We start from the raw sequence: 18,841 nt of genomic DNA, 5'->3' as shown, positions 1-18,841 counted from the left end.
TCCGCACCGAAAGTTCCACCAGGGCTGATGCCGGCACCCTCCTTGTTGTGAGGGTGCCGGCACATGCGGTTATCCGACGCCGAGGTACGCTTCCTTGACCGCCGGGTTGGCGAGCAGCTCCTTGCCGGTTCCCCTGTGCGTAATTGACCCGGTTTCCAGGACAAAAGCACGGTGTGCGCGGGCGAGGGCCTGGTTGGCGTTTTGCTCCACCAGAAGCACCGTGGTGCCTTGCTTGTTGATCTCCGTGACAATCTTGAAGATCTGGCGGATGAACTGCGGAGCAAGCCCCATGGAAGGTTCATCCAGCAGCAAGAGCTTCGGGTTGGACATCAGCGCCCGGCCAATCGCGAGCATCTGTTGTTCGCCACCGCTCATGGTGCCGCCAAACTGCTTGATGCGCTCCTTCAACCGGGGAAACAGGTCGAAGACGCGCTCCAAATCGTCTGACACCTTGGTCCGGTCCTTGCGGCCGTAGGAGCCCATGTCAAGGTTCTCCTCCACCGTCATGCCAGGGAAGATTCCGCGTCCCTCAGGCGCCTGCGAAATACCTTGGACGACCCGGATGTGCGCTTTCATCCTGGTGATGTCCCGGCCTTCGAAGGTGATGGAGCCGGCCGAGGGAGTCAGCAATCCGGAGATGGTCCTCATGGTGGTGGTTTTGCCGGCACCGTTGGCACCGATGAGCGAAACGATTTCGCCCTCCTCCACGCTGAATGACATGTCCGAAATGGCTTGGATCCGGCCGTAGTGGACGGAAACGTTCTTCAGCTCAAGCAAGGTCATCTTCAGGCTCCCCGAGATAGGCGGAAATAACTTTCGGGTCGTCGCGGATAATCTTGGGCAAATCATCCGCGATCTTTTTCCCGAACTCGAGGACCACGATCCGGTCGGTCACGCCCATGACCAACTTCATGTCGTGCTCAATGAGCAGGACGGTGTAGCCGTCGTCACGGATGGTCCGGATCAGGGCCATGAGTTCTTCTTTTTCCGCGGGATTGAACCCGGCCGCAGGCTCATCCAGGCACAGGACCTTAGGGTCGGTGGCCAGCGCCCGCGCGATTTCCAGGCGGCGCTGGTATCCGTAAGGAAGGTGCCGCGACAAGAAATGGGCATGATCAGCGATGCCCACGAACTCAAGCAATGCCATGCCGCGTTCAATGGCGGTTTTCTCTTCCCGGACATGGGTCGGCAGACGAAGGAGTGCCCCGCCGACACTCGTGCGGTGGCGTGCATCGAGACCGACAACCACGTTTTCCAAAGCTGTCATCTCACCAAAAAGGCGGATGTTCTGGAAGGTCCTGGCCAAGCCCCGCCTGGTGATCCGGTGCTGCGGCAGTCCGTTGAGCAATTGGCCTTCGAGCAAGACCTTTCCGGACGTCGGCTTGTATACGCCTGTCATGGCGTTGAAACAGGTGGTTTTGCCGGCACCGTTGGGACCGATCAGGCCGAGGATCTCGCCTCGGTTGATATCGAAAGTGACATTGTCCAAGGCCGTCAGGCCACCGAACTTGATCGTCAGGTTTTGAACCTGGACCAAGGCTTCGCCCACCTTGGTGACAATGTCCCTTTCAGGCGCTACCTTCCCGGCGACCTCAAGGTCCACACCTTGTTCCTTGAGTGCTTCCACATCAATATCCGGTTCAATTGCTTCACTCATTGTCAGCCCCCTTTCCCGGTTCCAAAACGACTTTGCCTGAAGGAGGGATGTCGCCTACGGCGCCCTTGAGCTTGTTGTAAGCCAAGCGTCCGTACGCGAGGAGGCTCTGGCGTGCCGGCAGAAGTCCCCCGGGGCGGAAAATCATGATGACCACCAGCGCCGCACCAAAGATCAGGTACTTGAACTCGGCAATCGCGGTAAAGCGGAGCGGAATATATGCCACCAACGCACCACCAAGAATCGCACCGACCTTGTTTCCCGTGCCGCCCATGACAACAGCAGCGACGAACAGGATTGAGGTGGCGATGTCGAACTTCTGGTTGTTCACAAAACCCACCTGGCCGGCGAACAAAGCACCCGAGAGTCCGCCCACGGAAGCACCAATCGCGAAGGCCCACACCTTGTACTTGAACGTGGGGACGCCCATGATTTCCGCGGCATCTTCATCTTCACGGATGGCAATCCACGCGCGTCCCACGCGGCTGCGCTCCAGGTTTCCGGCGGCCAAGAGCACCAAAATGATGATGGTCAGCGTCAACCAGTACCACGGAGTTCCGCTCGAGTTCAGGAAGATTGGTTGGCCGCTTGAATCCGTTCCCGGAGGGTGTCCGACATTCTGGAAACCAACCTGGCCTTTCATCGCCGGAATGATGGTGGCCAAAATGCGCACGATCTCGCCGAAGCCGAGCGTGACGATAGCCAGGTAGTCGCCGCGGAGGCGAAGAGTAGGCACACCCAGGACCACGCCAAAGAACATGGCAACCGCCATCGCCAGGGGCAGCGTCCACAAATAGGGAATGTGCACATACGGCGAATCCGGGCTGGTAAACATTGCTGCCGTGTAGGAACCCAGGGCAAAGAATGCCACGTAGCCCAAGTCAAGGAGGCCCGCATAGCCGACCACCACATTCAAGCCCACAGCCACCAAGGCATAGACGGACATTTGCGCGAGTGCAATTTGCCAATTGTTGCCCGGTTCCGTCGTGATCAGCGGCGGATTGAGGATGGGAAGCAAGTACGCAATGACCACCACGACGATCAGGATCAGCCATTGGGTTTGGCGCGGGAGAGCGTTCCATTTGTCGCTCAGTCCCGGGAACCAGCCTTTGCGCTGCCGCATCTTGGCTTCGCGGTCGGCGATCTCCTGTGCTGAAGCATCATCGGGAATAAGCGTGGGGCCGTCTGTCGTGCTCATGCCTTACTCTTTCCAAGCGAGCTACCCAAGACACCTTCGGGTCGCACAATCAATACCAACACCAAGACCACGAACGCGACAACGTCCGTCCATTGGGAACTACCCAGGAGCACCTGGCCGTAGTTGCCAATCAAACCGATCAGCAGGCCGCCCAGCAAAGCACCGCGCACATTGCCGATGCCTCCGAGGACAGCGGCCGCGAAGGCTTTGACGCCGAGGATGAATCCGCCGTTGTATTGCACGCCGGACGGGATTTTCATGACGTAGAACAAGGCAGCTGCTCCGGCCAGGATCCCGCCGATGATAAAGGTGGTCACGATGATCTTTTCCTTGTTGACACCCATCAAGGTTGCGGTGTCCGGGTCCTGCGCCACGGCACGGATGCCTCGTCCGGTACGGGACCGCCTAATGAACTGATCAGTGGCGATCATGAGGATAATCGCAGCGACGACAATAACCACCTGCTGCGAATCGACGATTGTCCCGAAGACGTCGAAAATTGCGAGCGGCCGGAACATCGTCAGCGCAGCCTCCGGGCTCGGTCCGCGCCACCAGTAGATCGTGTACTGAATGGCGAAGGAAACACCGATGGCGGTAATCAAGAATGCCAGGCGGGGCGCCTTGCGCTGCCGCAAAGGTTTATAAGCCACGCGTTCCACGATCACTGCCATCAACGCTGAGGCGATAATTGCGACGACGAGGGCGAGGACAAGGTTTCCCACGATGGCCCAAAAACCCAGCCTCGGAGCTGAGGGGCCGAAATTAAGGGCGCTGAGGGTAAAGAACACTCCATAACAACCCGTGATGAACACTTCAGAGTGGGCAAAGTTAATGAGGTTGAGAACGCCGTAGACGAGGGTGTAGCCGAGGGCAACCAATGCGTAAATTGCCCCGAAGGTCAACCCGTCAAAGGTTGAGCTCCAGAAGTTTTGGGTAAACGAGTTTACGTCGAACGTGATCCACGTGTCGTCCACGGGAACCGAGTGGAGCAGGTTGGGAATTACTTCACTGATCATGGCACTTCCTGATGTAATCAAAAGAAATGCTGGGGGTCGGCATGGATGCTAACCCCCAGCATTCATCTGGGCTCGGTGTTATTTTCCGATGACGCCGATGGGAACGATCTTGCCGTTCTCAACTTTGTAGCCGTAAACATCAGGCGTTGCCAGTTCGCCGGTTGCATCCCACTTGTAGTGCTTCGACAGGCCGTCTGCATCGTAGGACTTGACCCAGGAAAGAAGGTCCGCGCGGGACTGCTTGCCCTTGTCGATACCGGAGAGCAGGACCGTGGCTGCGTCGTAACCTTCAATGGAGTAGGTTCCGGGCTCAGCGTTGGCAAGCTTCTTGTACTCGGACTCGAAGCTCGGGATCAACTCGCCGGGGATGCACGGGCAGGTGAAGTACGAGTTCGACGACGCGTCGCCGGCCTGCTTGATGAACTGGTCATCCTTCACGCCATCCGGACCCACGAAGGAGCCTGTGAATCCCTTTCCAACCAGCTGCTGGTCGAAGGGAGCGCCTTCTGCGTAGTATCCGGCGTAGTAGACGGTGTCTGCCTTGGCGTTCATGATCTTGGAAATCACGGCCGAGAAGTCCTTCTGGCCTGTGACAACCTTGTCGGAGCCCACCATCGCGGAGCCAAGGGCCGCGGACGTTGTGGTTCCCAAACCGATGCCGTAGTCAGAATCGTCCTGGACGAGGTAGACCTTCTTTGCCTGCAGCTTGTCCGTGAGGAACTTCGCCGCAGCCGGACCCTGGACGGCGTCATTGCCGAGGGCACGGAAGAAGGTGGTCCAGCCGTTCTTCGTCAGGCTCGGGTTGGTTGCGGAGGGCGTGATGTGCACCAAACCCTTCTGCTCGAAGATGTTGCCGGTGGCTTTGGATTCTCCCGAGAACGGCAGACCCACCACGCCGACGATGTCCGGCTCGGACACAATCTGCGTCACGGGGCCCGTGGCCTTGTTCGGGTCGCCTTCAGTATCGAATTTCTTGAACTGGACCTGGCAGCCGGGGTTCGCGGTGTTGTGCTGGTTGATGGCCAGCTGGATGCCGTTGAAGATGTTGATACCCAGCTGGGCGTTGGGTCCTGTCTCTGCACCGGCATAGGCAAGGGTAGTGGTTGACGGGCATTTTGCTTTGCCATCGCCTGCTGGCAAAACAGCTCCGGCAGGAACGTCGACTTTGGAAATCGCAGGGATGTTGATCCTGCCGCCGCCACCCGAGGTCTCGGTGCCGCTAGGGGCAGTCTGATTCGCACAGCCCGCCACGAGCATGCCAAGGGTGGCTGCTGCTGCAATCGCCGAAATGACTTTCTTCCTGTACATAAATAGCCTCCGCGGTGCGTCTGATTCGTGGTCATTCGCCCGAAGTCACTTTCACTTCGAACATGTTCCATGAGAGTACTACCAAATATGTGTCGTGGAACACATATATGCAGGTCAGGATCTAATAACGGTGGATCACTGCCACGCCCGGACGGCCCTTCGCATGAACACGGGGTTAATTTCCCGTCACGGCACAGCCTGGCGCAACACGGGGGGCGGCACGGTTCGCATTTCGCGTGCGTGCCCCAGGTGGGACTCGAACCCACAACACGCGGATTTTAAGTCCGCTGCCTCTGCCAATTGGGCTACTGGGGCGCCCGGATAATGGTAACCCAGCGCACTCCCCTCCTTTGCCTCCTAGAGTCCTTGGAATGGCGCGGCATAACGAAAGGTTCCGCTGACGCCGTCGGGCCATGCTTTGAGGGGCAACAGCTGGAAATGGTCCCCCCACCCGGCGTCGGGGGCCATCACGCCCAGCGTGCGGGCGGGTAGAAATCCGAAGCGCGGATAGTACCCGGTGCTGCCCAGCAGCGCGATGCCCGGTTCGCCCGCATCGTCGGCCCGTCGGACGGTTTCCCGCAAGAGCGCAGATCCGATGCCCCGACGCTGCAGGTGTGGCTGGACGCTGATCGGGCCCAGCCCCAAAAGCCGGAGCTCCCCGATCCAGCCGCGGGTACTGATGACGTGGCCTACGATCTCACCGGCAATCTCGGCCACGATGCTGAACTGCGGCAAGTACTCATCGCAGTCGAAGAGTTCACGCAGCAGCGTCACTTCGGCCGGGACTCCTTCGACGGGCAGCCCGGTGACCGGGCTGGTGGAAAAGGCGGCAGCAGTGAGCGCAAGCACGGACTCGCGATCCACCTCCCTCTCCGATCGCAGCACCACACCCTGGCCCAGCAGTCCAAGCACTTCCATGGCGTGCCCGCGTTCGGCAGATGGAACCAACAGGTGGTCGTGATGGAATCCGGCCAGGACGTTGCAGCTGATACCGGCTGCAGTGAGGGCCGCGCTGACCGCCGCGGTGAGCCCCACAGCTTCCAACGCGGAGTGGATCTGAAGGGTGATCCACGCCGCCACGAAATCGTAGGCCAGTCCCAAGCGCCCGGCCTCCTCCCGCCGCACCACCACGGTAAGGCCCTCCGCCTCGCGGACAGCGGCTTCGATATGGCCCTCAAGCGGTTTGCCGTGCGGCCACAACGCGTACACGTAGTCACCGTCTCGAAGCACGGGGTGCATGGATCTCAGGAGAGTCGTCAGATCGCTTTCGCCAGCCATGCTGCAAGTCTAGGACCCGCTATTAAACGACGACGGCGGCCGCCTCCCGCGTGGGAGACGGCCGCCGTCGTCGGTACTACTTGGGATTCGCTACTTGGCGTCAGCCGTGACCGGAGCCTTGGCTTCAGCAGGCTCGGCAGCCGGCGCGGGTGCGGCGGCCGGCTTGGGAGCCGGGGTGGCAGCGGCCACGAAGGCTCCGCGCGGGTTGTCGAGGTCCAGCAGCTGCGTGGTGTCGCGGCCCATGGTCATGCCCAGGAGCCAGTTGAAGATCACGCGGACCTTGCGCTCACCGGTGGGGATGGCCAGGCCGTGGTAGCCGCGGTGGGCCAGCCAGGCGAGTCCGCCCTTGAGTCCGATACGGCCCAGGATGTTGATGTTGGCAACGCCCTTCCATTCGCCGAAGCCGGCAACCGCACCGAGGTTCTTGTGCTTGTAGTCGCCCATGGGCTTGTCCCAACGGGAGGCCCACAGGTTCTTGGCAAGGCGCTTGGCCTGGCGCAGGGCGTGCTGGGCGTTCGGGACACAGGTGCCGTCCGGCAAGCCGCTGCCCGTGAGATCGGGAACGGCAGCGATATCGCCGGCTGCCCAGGCGTTGTCGATGATGCCTTCGTCGCCCGCAATGCGCAGGTCCGGGAGGACACGGACACGCCCGCGCGGCTCGAGCGGGAAGTCGGTGGAACGGATCATCGGGTTGGCCTGCACGCCTGCGGTCCACACGAGGGTGTCGGCTTCGAACTCCTGGGCAGGGGTCTTGTCCGGCAGGTTGATGAGCTTGAGGCTGCCCTCTGCGTTGTCGAGGGACGTGTTGAGCAGGACCTCGATGCCGCGGCTGCGCAGGTGTTCAACAACCCACTCGGCCTGGGCTGCGGTGACCTCGGGCATGATGCGGCCCATGGCTTCGACGAGAACGAAGCGGACCTCTTCCTGGCGGACGCGCGAGTTGTTCTTGACCGCAGCGCGGGCGAGGTCTTCCATCTCGGTGATGCACTCAATACCGGCGAAACCGCCACCGACGACCACGAAGGTCAGGGCCTTGGCGCGCTCGGCAGCGTCCGTCATGGTGGAAGCGAGCTCGATGCGCTCAAGGACCTTGTTTCGCAGGGCGACTGCTTCTTCGATGGTCTTCAGGCCAATGCCTTCGTCAGCAAGGCCCTTGATGGGGAAGGTCCGGGTAATGGCACCGGCGGCAACCACTACGTCGAAGTAGGGGATCTCGAAAGGCTCTCCACCGTCGGCCGGAGCAACAACGGCGGTGCGGTTCTGGTGGTCGATGCTGGTGACGCGGCCCTGGATGAGTTCCGTCTGCTTGAGGTGCTGGCGGTGCGAGATGACGGCGTGGCGTGCCTCGATGTTGCCGCCGGCAACCTCGGGGAGGAAGGGCTGGTAGGTCATGTAGGGAAGCGGATCGACGACGGTGACGATGCCGCCGGCGTTCGCGATCTTCTTCTGCAGCTTGAGTGCTACGTACAGGCCGACGTATCCGCCGCCGACAACGAGAACACGGGGACGGTCAATGAGCTCAGGGGTGGTTGCCATAAGAATAGAGTACAGCACCTTGTGAAAATCTTCACTAACTATTTCGCGGAGCTACACCCTACCGCCGGGGGCTATTTCGGGCCGCTCGGATCCACGACGTCCACCGCGCCGGTCGCGGACTCGTCGGGCAGTTCCGGTGTGGTCCGGTAGGCGCGCCTCAATTGGACGGAGGCGCCCGCAACGATCGCCACGAAAAGCGAACCGAAGCCGATGACCACAGCGGCCGGAACCGCCGTGTCGGCCTGCGAGGGCGCCTTCGCCGCAGGAACTGTGGGATCCGCCAAGGTGGCCGCAGGTATGCCCGGCTTCGATGTTGACGGAGGTGTGGGGCTGCTGAGGTCGCCGCGCCGATGCACCCGGATCCAGTCCGCAATCGATCCCACCGGATTGCTCGCTACCTCGGGTACATCGGCTTTCAGGGCCGCCTCGGCGTTGAGGATGCCGTACCCGTAGATGGGGTCCTTGCCGGGCGCCCCTGCATCCTCGGCCGTCGACACAATTCTGTTGATGACCTGCTTGGCGCTCATATCCGGCCATTTCGAGCGAATAAGAGCCGCGACTCCGGAGACAATCGGCGCGGAGCCGGACGTGCCGGCCCAGTCTTCATAGCTACCCCCAGGCAGTCCGCCCACCAGTTTTTCCGCGGGCGCCGAGACGCCGATGCTGATTCCCTGCGAAGAGGCGTCGACGCTGGCCGTGCGGTTCCGGTCGAGTCCCGCCACGGTCAGTACACCCGGAATCGTGGCCGGCGCGCCGACCTGGACGTTTCCACCGATCCGGTTGCCCGCCGCGGCCACAATGACCACGTCCTTCTGTTCGGCATAGAGGAACGCCGCGTCCCAGCTCTGGGGCCAATCGGGCGATGTGCTGCCGAGGGAAATATTGATGACCTTGGCGCCGTTGTCCACTGCCCATCGGACAGCTTCGGGAATCTGTTCCTGGTCCGTCTTCCCCGCGGGATTCGGCGAACCGAGCCAAGCGGAAACGGACAGGATCTGGGCCTCGGGCGCGACGCCGACGATTCCGTCCGGGCCGACACTGGAACCGGACGAAGGAGACGACGCCGGCGACGGAGACGAGGGAGCGGTCGATGGACTGGCCGAAGCGTGTCCACGCCCTGCGAGGAGCGTGGCGACGAGGGTCCCGTGCTCGGGTTTGGCGCCGATGCTCTTCTGGCCGTTCGGATCTCCCGCACCCGAAGCGTCGGTTCCGCCGACCACCGCGCCCTTGAGGTCGGGGTGTTGCCCGTCCACTCCGCTGTCGATGATGGCCACCTTCACCCCGGCGCCCTTCGATACCTGCCAGGCGGCGGAGATGCCGTACTCGTTGAGCCAGTATTCTTTGTCCCGCCAAGAGTCGGCGAACGCCGAAGGGGCAGTGAATAGCGCACCTGCAAGGCTTCCCCCGGCCAGCATCGCGGCCAGCGCGGCCGATGATGTCCGGCGGCGCCAACTGTGTGGCAACGTCATCAGCGAATACCCATGCTCAACGGATACTCAGCGCGATACCGTCGAGGATGTCGTGCTCGCTGGAGATGGCAGCAGTGATGGAGCCCTCTCCGAGTTCTGCCAAGCGCTGGAGGATGCGGCGCCATACGAGGGCTCCGGCCCCGATGACGTCAACGCGTCCGGGGTGCATGTAGGGCAGCCGGGCACGTTCCTCGCGGCTCATTTCCAACAAACTTGTGGCCGCGTCGCTGATGGTCACCAGGTCCAGGCTGGCACCGTGGATGAGTGCGGGATCGTACTCGCCCAGGCCCAAAGCATGCGCCGTGATGGTGGTTACGGTGCCGGCAACGCCCACGACGGCGGTGGTCCGGCCCAGCGGGACCGTGCGGGCCACGAGGTCCATGGCTGCGTCGACGTCGGCTTCCGCGGCGGAGATCTGCTCCGGCGTCGGAGGGTCGCTGCGGAGGTGCCGCTCGGTCAGCCGCACGCAGCCGATGTCGACGGATTTGGCGGCAATGACGCCGTCTGCGTCTCCGAGGACGAACTCGGTGCTTCCGCCGCCAAGATCCACTACAAGCACCGGGTCCTTGCCGCGCGAAGGCAGCACACTGCTTGCGCCGGCGAAGGACAGCGAGGCTTCTTCGTCACCCGAGATGACCTCGGGTTCGACGCCCAGCAGTTCCCGGATCCCGTCAACAAAGACGTCCCGGTTACGGGCGTCCCGGCTGGCAGAGGTCGCCACGAAACGGACGCTCCCGGCGCTATGACGGCGGATCAGCTCGGCGTAGTCGGCGGTTGCCGCAAAGGTGCGTTCGAGCGCCTCCGGGGCAAGTTCGCCGGTGGCGTCGACACCTTGTCCGAGGCGCACAACGCGCATCTCGCGGACTACGTCCCGTAACGGAAAGCCTGCGTCCGCGCCGTTCGCATCCGCGATCAGGAGCCGGATCGAATTGGTACCGCAGTCGATGGCAGCTACCCGGTTCATACGTTGGGCTCCCCTGCGGCTGGTTCCCCTGATGGCTCTGATGGGTGGGGGGACTTGGATTTGCGGACCGGGGCGGGACGGCCCACGATGTCCGGCAGGCCCTGCGGTCCGTGGCGGCTGAGGTCCCGGGATGGGGCCTCCCCCGCACTGTCCCACGCGCCGTCGCAATAGCAGCGGTCCGCGGTCCACCATTCGCTGATCGCCCCGATGGCCTCATCGCCAAGCGGATTGACGCCGGGACCGGCGGCCAGGGAATGGCCCACCAGCACGTGCAGGCACTTGACGCGGGTGGGCATGCCACCGGCCGAGACGCCGGCGATTTCTGGAACGTCGCCGGTGCCGGCGCGTCCGGCAATCTCGTCACGTGCCTGGAGATAGGCTTCGTGGGCGCTCCTGTAGGACGCCGCCAAAGGCTCGTCAGCGGTGAGGCGTTCGTTCATCTCATTCATGAGCCCGCCGGCTTCCAGCCGCGACACGGCGGCGGTGATGACGGGGTGCGTCAAGTAGAACGTCGTGGGAAACGGCGTGCCGTTGCTCAAGCGCGGAGCGGTCGCGGCGACCAGCGGGTTGCCGCACACGCAGCGCGCCGGGATTTCGACGACGTCGCGCACCGGCCGTCCGAGCTGACGGCTGAGGATCTCGAGATCGTGTGCTGATGGCTTGCGGGCCTCCTGCGATGCAGGTGCCGAGTTGTCTTCCACTGGCGCTGCCATCCTTCCTGCCCTGTTTGGCCGCGCCCCTCAGGGCGCGACGGCGGCGGGCACCGCGTCTAGTCTGTTGCCGAGCGCCTGATGGATTCCCACAGGCCATCCACCCATGGCAGATTGGACGGGCTTCCGGAGGCTCCCGAGCTGGTGCTTCCGCCCGGTGTCCCGGCGGGAACGTCTCCACCAAACACCCAGTAGCCTGCTTCACCCGGCATAACCATGTTAATGCGATCCCGGGCTTGTTGTTTCACATAGTTGGGGTCCTGCCACCGCGTGATCTGCTTCTGGAGGCTCGCCTGCTCGGCCTGTTTGCTGACAATATCGGCTTCCAAGCTGGAGATTTCCGCCTTTTTCTCCAACCAGATCTTGACTGTGGGCGCGAGCATGATGGTGATCGCGATCATCACCACAGCGAGGGCAAGCATCCGGCCGGAGAACGCCTTCGCGGGCACAGGGCGCGCGCTGTGGTCCTTGTCGGTGTGCGTGGAGCCGGCACCGAACGTTTTGTTGGATGCCTTGCCGACAACCGGGGTGCTTCCCGTTCTGCCCGGAAGCGGACGTCCCGGCTTCGCCGCAGAACCAGCCTTGGATCCGGACTGGGCCTTGCTTTGCGTGCCGTCTTCGTCTTTGACATTGGACGACGTCCTGGACCCGGCGTTAACCGGGTTCTCTCGCTGGGCAGCGCTTGCCTTGCGGGATTCACCGAAGTCGGCACGGATGACATGGCCACCGTCGGCATTTTTTTGGGGCGAGCGGCCGAGGGCATCTGCCCGGGGGACCTTGGGGCGGCGGGTGGCCATGACACTCCTGTAATGCCTGGTGCTTGCCTGGCGGGTTGCTGCGCGTTGCGTGCCTCACGGAGCCTGCGGTTTGCCGAAGTGCTCGCACATTTCGTTAAACAGAACCGGTGGCTATGGTCTTTCCACCATAGCCACCGGTCAGCTGTTTCAGCGGATACTAGCCCTTGAAACGCGGGAAAGCGCTGCGGCCGGCGTAGCGAGCGGCATCGTCGAGTTCTTCTTCGATGCGCAGCAGCTGGTTGTACTTGGCGACGCGCTCGGAGCGGGCCGGGGCACCGGTCTTGATCTGGCCCGCGTTGGTGGCAACGGCGATGTCAGCAATGGTGGTGTCCTCGGTTTCGCCGGAGCGGTGCGAGGTGATGGTGGTGTAACCGGAGCGCTGGGCCAGGGAAACGGCGTCCAGGGTTTCGGTCAGGGAACCGATCTGGTTGACCTTGACGAGCAGGGAGTTTGCCGTGGCAGAGTCGATGCCCTGCTGCAGGCGGATCGGGTTGGTGACGAAGAGGTCGTCGCCAACCAGCTGGACCTTGTCACCGATGGTGTCGGTGAGGGTCTTCCAGCCTTCCCAGTCGTTTTCGTCCAGCGGGTCCTCGATGGAGACCAGCGGGTAGTCGGCAACGAGTTCGGCGTAGTAGGCGCTCATCTCGGTGGCCGAGAGTGCCTTGCCTTCGAACTGGTAGGCGCCGTCCTTGTAGAACTCGGAGGAGGCGACGTCGAGCGCAAGTGCGATGTCCTTGCCCGGGGTGTAGCCGGCGTTCCTGATGGCTTCCTGGATCAGGTCCAGTGCGGCGCGGTTGGACGGCAGGTTCGGCGCGAAGCCGCCTTCGTCGCCGAGGCCGGTGGAGAGGCCCTTGGCCTGCAGGACCGACTTGAGGTTGTGGTAGACCTCAACGCCCCAGCGCAGGCCTTCGGAGAAGGTCTCCGCGCCGATCGGGGCGATCATGAATTCCTGGATGTCGACGTCGGAGTCGGCGTGGGAACCACCATTGAGGATGTTCATCAGCGGGACGGGCAGGACGTGGGCGTTCGGGCCGCCCAGGTACTTGTACAGGGGAAGGTCCGCGGAGGCGGCGGCGGCGTTGGCCACTGCGAGGGAAACGCCGAGGATGGCGTTCGCGCCGAGCTTGCCTTTGTTCGGGGTGCCGTCGAGGTCGATCATGGCCTGGTCGATGCTGCGCTGGTCCGTGGCGTCGAAGCCGATCAGGGCCGGGGCGATTTCGTCGATGACCGCGTCAACGGCCTTCTGGACGCCCTTGCCGAGGTAACGGCCCTTGTCACCGTCGCGCAGTTCAACGGCTTCGTGCTCGCCGGTGGAAGCACCGGAGGGAACTGCCGCGCGGCCGATCTGGCCATCGGAAAGCAGAACTTCAACTTCTACTGTCGGGTTTCCGCGGGAATCAAGGATCTCGCGGGCGTGGATGGCATCGATAAGCGCCATGGACTGCTCCTTATGGTGAAGCGATTTACTGGGAATCTTGAGGGAAATTCTCGACGTCCTCGTCGCCACTAGCCTAGTCGAGACCGGCCAAGGTTACGGAACAGCGTCGGAACCCTCACGTTTTGTGGCTTCGCCGTCGCGGCCCTGGTACCGGCGGACGGCGCCGCGCAAGGCCCGTTCGGCGTCGAAGCCCTTCTCCCTTGAGCCCGCGACGACGGCGAGCAGCAAGTCTCCGAGCGCAGCTTCGGAGTCGGGAACCTCAACCGCCGCCACGTGACGGCCGTCCCGTTCCGGGCCGCCTGCGCGCTCTGACCGCTCGGCACGGTCAAGCGACTTTTGCGCCAGGGCGAGGGCAGGAAGGTGAGGCGGTATTCCTTCGAATGGATCCGAGCGCCCGGGCTTTTCGGCCTTCTTCACGGCGTCCCACTTTTCGACGATCTCCTCCACGGTGGCCGGGAAGGATTCCTGCAAGGACCCGTCCGGCTTGAAGACGTGCGGGTTGCGCCGCACCATCTTCTCCGTGATGGCGCGCGCGACGTCGTCGAACGTGAACTGTCCTTGCTCCTCGGCGAGCCGGGCGTGCAGCACCACTTGGAGCAGCACGTCGCCCAGCTCGCCCCGGAGTTCGTCGGCAGTATCGGAACCGGACGCGCCGGCTTCGATCGAGTCGACCACTTCGTACGCTTCCTCGATCAGGTACTCGACGAGGGACTCATGGGTCAGCGCCCCCATCCACGGACAGTGCTCGCGCAAAGAGGCAATTTTCCCCAGCAGCTCCCCAACCTCGCAAGCTCGGCCGGGGACCCCTGCTGCCGTGGGCCCATCAAGCAGCTCCCCAACCTCGCAAGCTCGGCCGGGGACCCCTGCTGCCGTGGGCCCAACGAGCACGTCTGCGGGCCGTTCAGGAGAACCGACGCCTGCAGGAGTCTGCTCAGCCAAGGTTGGCGTAGGCGTCGTTGATGTACTCCACCAACGCCTCTTTTTCATCCAGCGGCAGGAACGACGACTCGGCCGCGTTGAGCGTCAGTTCGAGAAGGTCGTCCAGATCGTAATCGAAGGTCTCCACGAGAAGCTCGAACTCGTCCGTGAGCGTCACGCCGCTCATGAGCCGGTTGTCGGTGTTGATGGTGACGTTGAAGCCCAGCTGGTAGAGCATGTCCAGCGGGTGGTTCTCGATGCCTTCGCCGAAGTTCGCGATTGCGCCGGTCTGCAGGTTGGACGAGGGGCAGATTTCCAGGGCGATTCCGCGGTCGCGGACCCAGCCGGCCACTTCACCCAAGGTGACCATGCCGACGGTGTCCTCGGCGTCGTCGTCGGCCTCTTCGCCCTCGGCGTCTTCGAACTCAACGGTGATGTCCTCGGCGATACGCACGCCGTGGCCCAAGCGCAAGGCGCGGCCGTCCACAAGGGCGGACTGGATGCTTTCCAGGCCCGCGGCTTCGCCGGCGTGCACGGTAGCCGGGAAGTTGTGCTCGGCCAGGTAGGTGAAAGCGTCCTTGAATCGGGAAGGCAGGAAACCGTCTTCGGCTCCGGCGATGTCGAAGCCGACAGCTCCGTCGTAACGGTGGCGCACGGCGAGCTCGGCAATTTCCTGGCCGCGGTCCGCGTGGCGCATCGCCGTGATGAGCTGGCCGACCTGGATTTGGCGCCCGGATTCCTCAACGGCGTCCACTCCGGCGTCGAGCCCTTCCTGGACGGCGTCCACAACCTCGTCCAGGGTGAGGCCCTTCTGCAGGTGCTGTTCGGGTGCCCAGCGGATCTCGCCGTACACGACGCCGTCGTCGGCCAAGTCCTCGACGAATTCCTTGGCGACGCGCGCCAGGCCTTCCTTGGTCTGCATGACAGCAATCGTGTGATCAAAGGTTTCGAGGTAGCGGACCAAAGAACCGGAGTCGGCGGACTCCCGGAACCACTGGCCCAGGGCTACGGGATCGGTGGAAGGCAAGGTATGGCCGACGGCCTCCGCCAGCTCGATGATGGTGGCCGGGCGCAGTCCCCCGTCCAAGTGGTCGTGAAGGGAAACTTTCGGCAGGCTCTTCAGGTCGAAGTCAAGGGCAGGGGCGGCATCAACAATAGGCTCAGTCACGTCTCAACTCTAGGGGGACGGAAGAAGCTTAGCCAGCAGGGTTTGAGCGGTCGACACCGGACGCCGCGTTAACCGCGGTACCCGCGTCTGCTGCGGCTGTTTCCGGGGAAGCGGCTTCCTTCTTCTCGCCGTCCTTCTTTTCGAGGTGCTTGTGCCACCAACGCAAGGTGTGGTCCACGATGACGCCGAGTACCACGGCGAATGCCACGGCAATCCCCACGCCGAGGAGCGGGTTGTTGTGCACCCAGTGGCCAGCCAGCGATCCAATGCCGATCGAGTAACCTACCCAAGTGAAGCAGGCGAAGGCATCCAGGAAGAAGAAGGTCTTGTGGCGGAAGCCAGTCTGTCCGGCGACGTAGTTGACCGCCACCCGGCCCCACGGTATGTATCGGGCCGTGAAGATGAGCACGGCGCCGCGCTTGTCCAGCTCATAGTGCGCCCAAGCGAACATCTTTTGGACCTTCGGCTTGCGCATCCATTTCCAGCGGTCCAGGCCGATCTTGCGGCCCAGCATGTAGGCCATGTTGTCGCCGGCCATGGCCCCGACAAGCGCAGTAGCGCCGAGGAGCCACAGGTTGGGCTCACCCCGGTGCATCGCAAGGGCCGAAAGCCCGACGATCGCGGTCTCACTGGGAAGGATCGTGGCAAAGCCGTCGATGAAAAAGAAAACCAGGAGCACCGGGTAGATCCACGGTTGCCCGGCGGCATGCTCGAGCATGTGGTTCATGAATTCCACGCAGGCATTGCTCCTCAAGGAAAGTCACACGGTCGCGTGACATAGATCGCTATCCAGTGTCCCACGGCCCGGGCGTCGTTCGCTACGCCCCGGCCGGGGTAGAACACACTTTAAGGCTAGCTCGAAAGTCGAAGTGGAAGCATCCACCCGTGGAGGGATCTTCCGGTGCCAAGGGCTCATACCAAGGGAGGAGACGGCTCCCCTTGGCTACGCCTGCTACACGACGGATTCCTCTTCGGGCTCCCCGGTTTCTTCGCCCTCTTCGGTGGAAGGCGTGGCCCCGCGGACTTTGCTGATGATCCGGTCCACGATGATTCCCAGGATGACGGCCGCGCCGATCGCGATGACCGCTCCGAGCAGGTGGTTGTGCTCGAACCATTGGCCGAAGAACACGCCGATGGCGACCGAATAGCTGGCCCACAGAACGGCGGACATGGCCGTGAGCGCCACAAACATGCCGTGCGGGAAGTGGGTTGCTCCGGCTGTGAGGTTGACCGCCACACGGCCGATGGGGATGAACCGGGCAACCATGATCAGCGACGCGGCCCGGCGTCGAAGTTCCCTCCCGGCCCAGCGGAAGGCACCCTGCATCCTTTGGGAACGCATCCACCGCCATCGGCGAACACCTACTTTGCGGCCGATCAAGTAGGCGATGTTGTCGCCAGTGAAAGCCCCAAGGGCACCCACCAGGATCAACAGCCACGTGTTGGGCGTCCCGGCGGTCACGGAGACTGCCGCGAGTCCCACTACCATCGACTCGCTCGGAATGGGCGGGAAGAAACCGTCGATCACGCAGCAGGCGAAAACCAGAAGCAAAACCCAAGGCTGCCCGGCCGCGGCGAGGATGAAGTCGTTGATGGCTTGCACGGTCTTCCTAACGAATGGCCGCAGGGATTGTCTCCCGGGCATCCCGAATTGCCCGGGAGATCAGCCTAGGAGATCCGGTCGATGATGAGCCGTTGCGCCGGCCGTGAGCCTTCCGGCGCAATGAGCACAGCGCCTTCCAAGGCTTCCGTTGCCCTGTCGAACTTTTCCGGGGTGTCGGTCAGTAGGGTCATGAGTGGTTCCCCCGCCCGGACCAAGGCGCCCGGTTTGGCGTGCATGCGCACTCCTGCGCCGGCCTGGACGATGTCTTCCTTCCGGGCACGTCCGGCGCCCAGGCGCCACGCAGCCACGCCCACGGACAAAGCGTCGAGCCCCACGAGGACGCCGTCGGCCGGAGCCTGGATGACCTCGGATTCCTTGGCCACCGGCAGGGCGGCACGCGGATCGCCGCCCTGGGCTTCAATCATGCGGTTCCAGACATCCATCGCGCGGCCGTCCTTGAGGGCGGCCGCGGGGTCGGCGTCGTGCACTCCGGCGCACGCGAGCATCTCTTCGGCGAGCCTGACGGTGAGCTCGACGACGTCTTCCGGGCCGCCGCCCGCAAGCACCTCCATCGATTCCTCCACCTCGATCGCATTACCCGCGGTCAAGCCCAGCGGCGTGCTCATGTTGGTAAGGAGGGCCACCGTGTTGACGCCCGCATCCTTGCCAAGGGCCACCATGGTTTCGGCCAGCTCGCGGGCGCGGGCTTCGTCCTTCATGAACGCCCCCGAGCCCACCTTCACGTCGAGTACAAGGGAGCCTGTGCCTTCGGCGATCTTCTTGCTCATGATGGACGAGGCAATCAGGGGAATGGCTTCCACGGTGCCCGTGACGTCGCGCAGGGCATAGAGCTTCTTGTCCGCCGGAGCCAAACCCGTGCCGGCGGCGCAAATGACAGCGCCCACGTCCTGCAGCTGGGCCAGGATTTCCTCGTTGCTCAGGTTCGCCCGCCACCCGGGAATTGCCTCGAGCTTGTCGAGCGTGCCGCCCGTGTGGCCCAGTCCCCTGCCGGAAAGCTGGGGAACCGCCACCCCGAAGACCGCCACAAGCGGCGCAAGCGGAAGGGTGATTTTGTCCCCGACGCCCCCGGTGGAGTGTTTGTCGGTGGTCGCTTTCACGCCACCGTCGGGCCGCCGAAGGCTCGAGAAGTCCATCCGCTCTCCCGAGGCGATCATCGCCTCGGTCCAGCGTGAGATCTCGGCACGGTCCATCCCGTTGAGCAGGATGGCCATGTTCAGGGCCGCCATTTGCTCGTCGGCAATGACGCCGCGGGTATAGGCGTCGATGGTCCAGTCGATCTGCTCCGGGCTCAGGGTTCCCTTGTCCCGCTTGATGCTGATGATCTGTACGGCGTCGAACGCTTCAGTCTGTGTCACCGGTTCTCCTCCAGGTTGTCGGGACCGAAGGCATCTGGCAGCACTTGGTCCATGGTCTTGATGCCCTGCGTTGTCATGAGTTGCATGCCGGGTGCCCGGAATTCATACAGCAATTGCCTGCACCGGCCACATGGCATGAGGACATTGCCTTTCGCGTCGACGCAATAGAACGCCCGCAATCTGCCGCCGCCACCCATATGGAGGTCCCCCACGAGGGCGCATTCGGCGCACAGGGTGAGTCCATAGCTTGCGTTCTCGACGTTGCATCCGCTGACGATCCGCCCGTCCTCGGTGAGGGCGGCAGCCCCCACCGGGAACTTCGAATACGGAGCGTAGGCCTTCCCCATGGCGGCGACTGCAGCGGCCTCGAGGGCCGCCCAGTCTACGTCGGTATCCGTGAGCGCCATG

18 protein-coding genes and 1 tRNA gene are annotated in these 18,841 nt (G+C 63.2%); all 19 read right to left on the bottom strand.

What is annotated here, in order from left to right:
- Nucleotides 1–69 precede the first annotated feature (69 nt).
- The 19 genes from ACSKT0_RS05610 to ACSKT0_RS05520 all read right to left on the bottom strand — a co-directional run bounded on the left by ACSKT0_RS05610 (nucleotide 70) and on the right by ACSKT0_RS05520 (nucleotide 18,840).
- Nucleotides 70–783 (bottom strand): ABC transporter ATP-binding protein, encoded by a 714-nt coding sequence (locus tag ACSKT0_RS05610; RefSeq protein ID WP_437772878.1) that lies wholly within the window; start codon nucleotides 781–783, stop codon nucleotides 70–72.
- Nucleotides 770–1,657, bottom strand: coding sequence for an ABC transporter ATP-binding protein (locus ACSKT0_RS05605; protein WP_437772877.1), 888 nt, complete (start codon nucleotides 1,655–1,657; stop codon nucleotides 770–772). Before ACSKT0_RS05605 ends, ACSKT0_RS05610 begins: the two co-directional genes overlap by 14 nt.
- Nucleotides 1,650–2,852 carry a branched-chain amino acid ABC transporter permease gene (locus ACSKT0_RS05600; RefSeq protein WP_234751306.1) on the bottom strand — a complete coding sequence of 401 codons (1,203 nt, stop codon included), beginning with the start codon at nucleotides 2,850–2,852 and terminating at the stop codon, nucleotides 1,650–1,652. Before ACSKT0_RS05600 ends, ACSKT0_RS05605 begins: the two co-directional genes overlap by 8 nt.
- Entirely contained in the window at nucleotides 2,849–3,868 is a 1,020-nt protein-coding gene (locus tag ACSKT0_RS05595) for a branched-chain amino acid ABC transporter permease (protein ID WP_234751305.1), read from the bottom strand. The genes ACSKT0_RS05600 and ACSKT0_RS05595 overlap by 4 nt, the downstream gene beginning before the upstream one ends.
- 78 nt (nucleotides 3,869–3,946) lie before the next feature.
- Complete coding sequence (locus tag ACSKT0_RS05590) at nucleotides 3,947–5,176, bottom strand: branched-chain amino acid ABC transporter substrate-binding protein (protein ID WP_437772876.1); 1,230 nt, start codon at nucleotides 5,174–5,176, stop codon at nucleotides 3,947–3,949.
- Nucleotides 5,177–5,417: 241 nt separating this feature from the next.
- Nucleotides 5,418–5,491: transfer RNA gene (locus tag ACSKT0_RS05585), tRNA-Leu, on the bottom strand.
- A 42-nt stretch (nucleotides 5,492–5,533) separates the two neighbouring features.
- Nucleotides 5,534–6,454: an N-acetyltransferase gene (locus ACSKT0_RS05580; protein WP_437772875.1), complete on the bottom strand. Its 921-nt coding sequence runs from the start codon at nucleotides 6,452–6,454 to the stop codon at nucleotides 5,534–5,536.
- A gap of 90 nt (nucleotides 6,455–6,544) precedes the next feature.
- Entirely contained in the window at nucleotides 6,545–7,990 is a 1,446-nt protein-coding gene (locus ACSKT0_RS05575; protein ID WP_437772874.1) for an NAD(P)/FAD-dependent oxidoreductase, read from the bottom strand.
- 71 nt (nucleotides 7,991–8,061) lie between these two features.
- Nucleotides 8,062–9,459, bottom strand: a complete 1,398-nt coding sequence (locus ACSKT0_RS05570; protein ID WP_437772873.1) for a S8 family serine peptidase — start codon at nucleotides 9,457–9,459, stop codon at nucleotides 8,062–8,064.
- Between the two features lie 16 nt (nucleotides 9,460–9,475).
- Nucleotides 9,476–10,423 carry a Ppx/GppA phosphatase family protein gene (locus tag ACSKT0_RS05565; RefSeq protein ID WP_437772872.1) on the bottom strand — a complete coding sequence of 316 codons (948 nt, stop codon included), beginning with the start codon at nucleotides 10,421–10,423 and terminating at the stop codon, nucleotides 9,476–9,478.
- Nucleotides 10,420–11,136, bottom strand: coding sequence for a DUF501 domain-containing protein (locus ACSKT0_RS05560; RefSeq protein ID WP_437772871.1), 717 nt, complete (start codon nucleotides 11,134–11,136; stop codon nucleotides 10,420–10,422). The genes ACSKT0_RS05565 and ACSKT0_RS05560 overlap by 4 nt, the downstream gene beginning before the upstream one ends.
- 56 nt (nucleotides 11,137–11,192) lie before the next feature.
- Nucleotides 11,193–11,930: an FtsB family cell division protein gene (locus ACSKT0_RS05555; protein ID WP_437772870.1), complete on the bottom strand. Its 738-nt coding sequence runs from the start codon at nucleotides 11,928–11,930 to the stop codon at nucleotides 11,193–11,195.
- 157 nt (nucleotides 11,931–12,087) lie between these two features.
- A complete protein-coding gene (gene eno, locus ACSKT0_RS05550) occupies nucleotides 12,088–13,368 on the bottom strand; it encodes a phosphopyruvate hydratase (protein ID WP_437772869.1) in 1,281 nt (426 codons plus the stop codon).
- 93 nt (nucleotides 13,369–13,461) lie between these two features.
- Nucleotides 13,462–14,100, bottom strand: coding sequence for a MazG nucleotide pyrophosphohydrolase domain-containing protein (locus ACSKT0_RS05545; RefSeq protein WP_437772868.1), 639 nt, complete (start codon nucleotides 14,098–14,100; stop codon nucleotides 13,462–13,464).
- Between the two features lie 199 nt (nucleotides 14,101–14,299).
- A complete protein-coding gene (locus ACSKT0_RS05540) occupies nucleotides 14,300–15,454 on the bottom strand; it encodes an adenosine deaminase (RefSeq protein WP_437772867.1) in 1,155 nt (384 codons plus the stop codon).
- 28 nt (nucleotides 15,455–15,482) lie between these two features.
- Complete coding sequence (locus tag ACSKT0_RS05535) at nucleotides 15,483–16,172, bottom strand: DedA family protein (protein ID WP_437773975.1); 690 nt, start codon at nucleotides 16,170–16,172, stop codon at nucleotides 15,483–15,485.
- A 234-nt stretch (nucleotides 16,173–16,406) separates the two neighbouring features.
- Nucleotides 16,407–17,057, bottom strand: coding sequence for a DedA family protein (locus tag ACSKT0_RS05530; RefSeq protein ID WP_437772866.1), 651 nt, complete (start codon nucleotides 17,055–17,057; stop codon nucleotides 16,407–16,409).
- Between the two features lie 65 nt (nucleotides 17,058–17,122).
- Nucleotides 17,123–18,433 carry a thymidine phosphorylase gene (locus ACSKT0_RS05525; RefSeq protein ID WP_437772865.1) on the bottom strand — a complete coding sequence of 437 codons (1,311 nt, stop codon included), beginning with the start codon at nucleotides 18,431–18,433 and terminating at the stop codon, nucleotides 17,123–17,125.
- Entirely contained in the window at nucleotides 18,430–18,840 is a 411-nt protein-coding gene (locus ACSKT0_RS05520) for a cytidine deaminase (protein ID WP_437772864.1), read from the bottom strand. Before ACSKT0_RS05520 ends, ACSKT0_RS05525 begins: the two co-directional genes overlap by 4 nt.
- Between the last annotated feature and the right edge of the window lies 1 nt (nucleotide 18,841).

It is taken from the genome of Arthrobacter sp. KNU40 (assembly GCF_051515115.1).
Classification (GTDB): Bacteria; Actinomycetota; Actinomycetes; order Actinomycetales; family Micrococcaceae; genus Arthrobacter.
This window is presented reverse-complemented; position numbering and strand designations above follow the sequence as displayed.

What these genes read in the sequence shown, in the direction of transcription:
- ACSKT0_RS05545 (WP_437772868.1), bottom strand. Translation starts at nt 14,100, where the DNA reads ATGGGGGCGCTGACCCATGAGTCCCTCGTCGAGTACCTGATCGAGGAA.
- eno (WP_437772869.1), bottom strand. Translation starts at nt 13,368, where the DNA reads ATGGCGCTTATCGATGCCATCCACGCCCGCGAGATCCTTGATTCCCGC.
- ACSKT0_RS05595 (WP_234751305.1), bottom strand. Translation starts at nt 3,868, where the DNA reads ATGATCAGTGAAGTAATTCCCAACCTGCTCCACTCGGTTCCCGTGGAC.
- ACSKT0_RS05570 (WP_437772873.1), bottom strand. Translation starts at nt 9,459, where the DNA reads ATGACGTTGCCACACAGTTGGCGCCGCCGGACATCATCGGCCGCGCTG.
- ACSKT0_RS05575 (WP_437772874.1), bottom strand. Translation starts at nt 7,990, where the DNA reads ATGGCAACCACCCCTGAGCTCATTGACCGTCCCCGTGTTCTCGTTGTC.
- ACSKT0_RS05580 (WP_437772875.1), bottom strand. Translation starts at nt 6,454, where the DNA reads ATGGCTGGCGAAAGCGATCTGACGACTCTCCTGAGATCCATGCACCCC.
- ACSKT0_RS05520 (WP_437772864.1), bottom strand. Translation starts at nt 18,840, where the DNA reads ATGGCGCTCACGGATACCGACGTAGACTGGGCGGCCCTCGAGGCCGCT.
- ACSKT0_RS05610 (WP_437772878.1), bottom strand. Translation starts at nt 783, where the DNA reads ATGACCTTGCTTGAGCTGAAGAACGTTTCCGTCCACTACGGCCGGATC.
- ACSKT0_RS05535 (WP_437773975.1), bottom strand. Translation starts at nt 16,172, where the DNA reads ATGCTCGAGCATGCCGCCGGGCAACCGTGGATCTACCCGGTGCTCCTG.
- ACSKT0_RS05565 (WP_437772872.1), bottom strand. Translation starts at nt 10,423, where the DNA reads ATGAACCGGGTAGCTGCCATCGACTGCGGTACCAATTCGATCCGGCTC.
- ACSKT0_RS05555 (WP_437772870.1), bottom strand. Translation starts at nt 11,930, where the DNA reads ATGGCCACCCGCCGCCCCAAGGTCCCCCGGGCAGATGCCCTCGGCCGC.
- ACSKT0_RS05560 (WP_437772871.1), bottom strand. Translation starts at nt 11,136, where the DNA reads ATGGCAGCGCCAGTGGAAGACAACTCGGCACCTGCATCGCAGGAGGCC.
- ACSKT0_RS05590 (WP_437772876.1), bottom strand. Translation starts at nt 5,176, where the DNA reads ATGTACAGGAAGAAAGTCATTTCGGCGATTGCAGCAGCAGCCACCCTT.
- ACSKT0_RS05600 (WP_234751306.1), bottom strand. Translation starts at nt 2,852, where the DNA reads ATGAGCACGACAGACGGCCCCACGCTTATTCCCGATGATGCTTCAGCA.
- ACSKT0_RS05605 (WP_437772877.1), bottom strand. Translation starts at nt 1,657, where the DNA reads ATGAGTGAAGCAATTGAACCGGATATTGATGTGGAAGCACTCAAGGAA.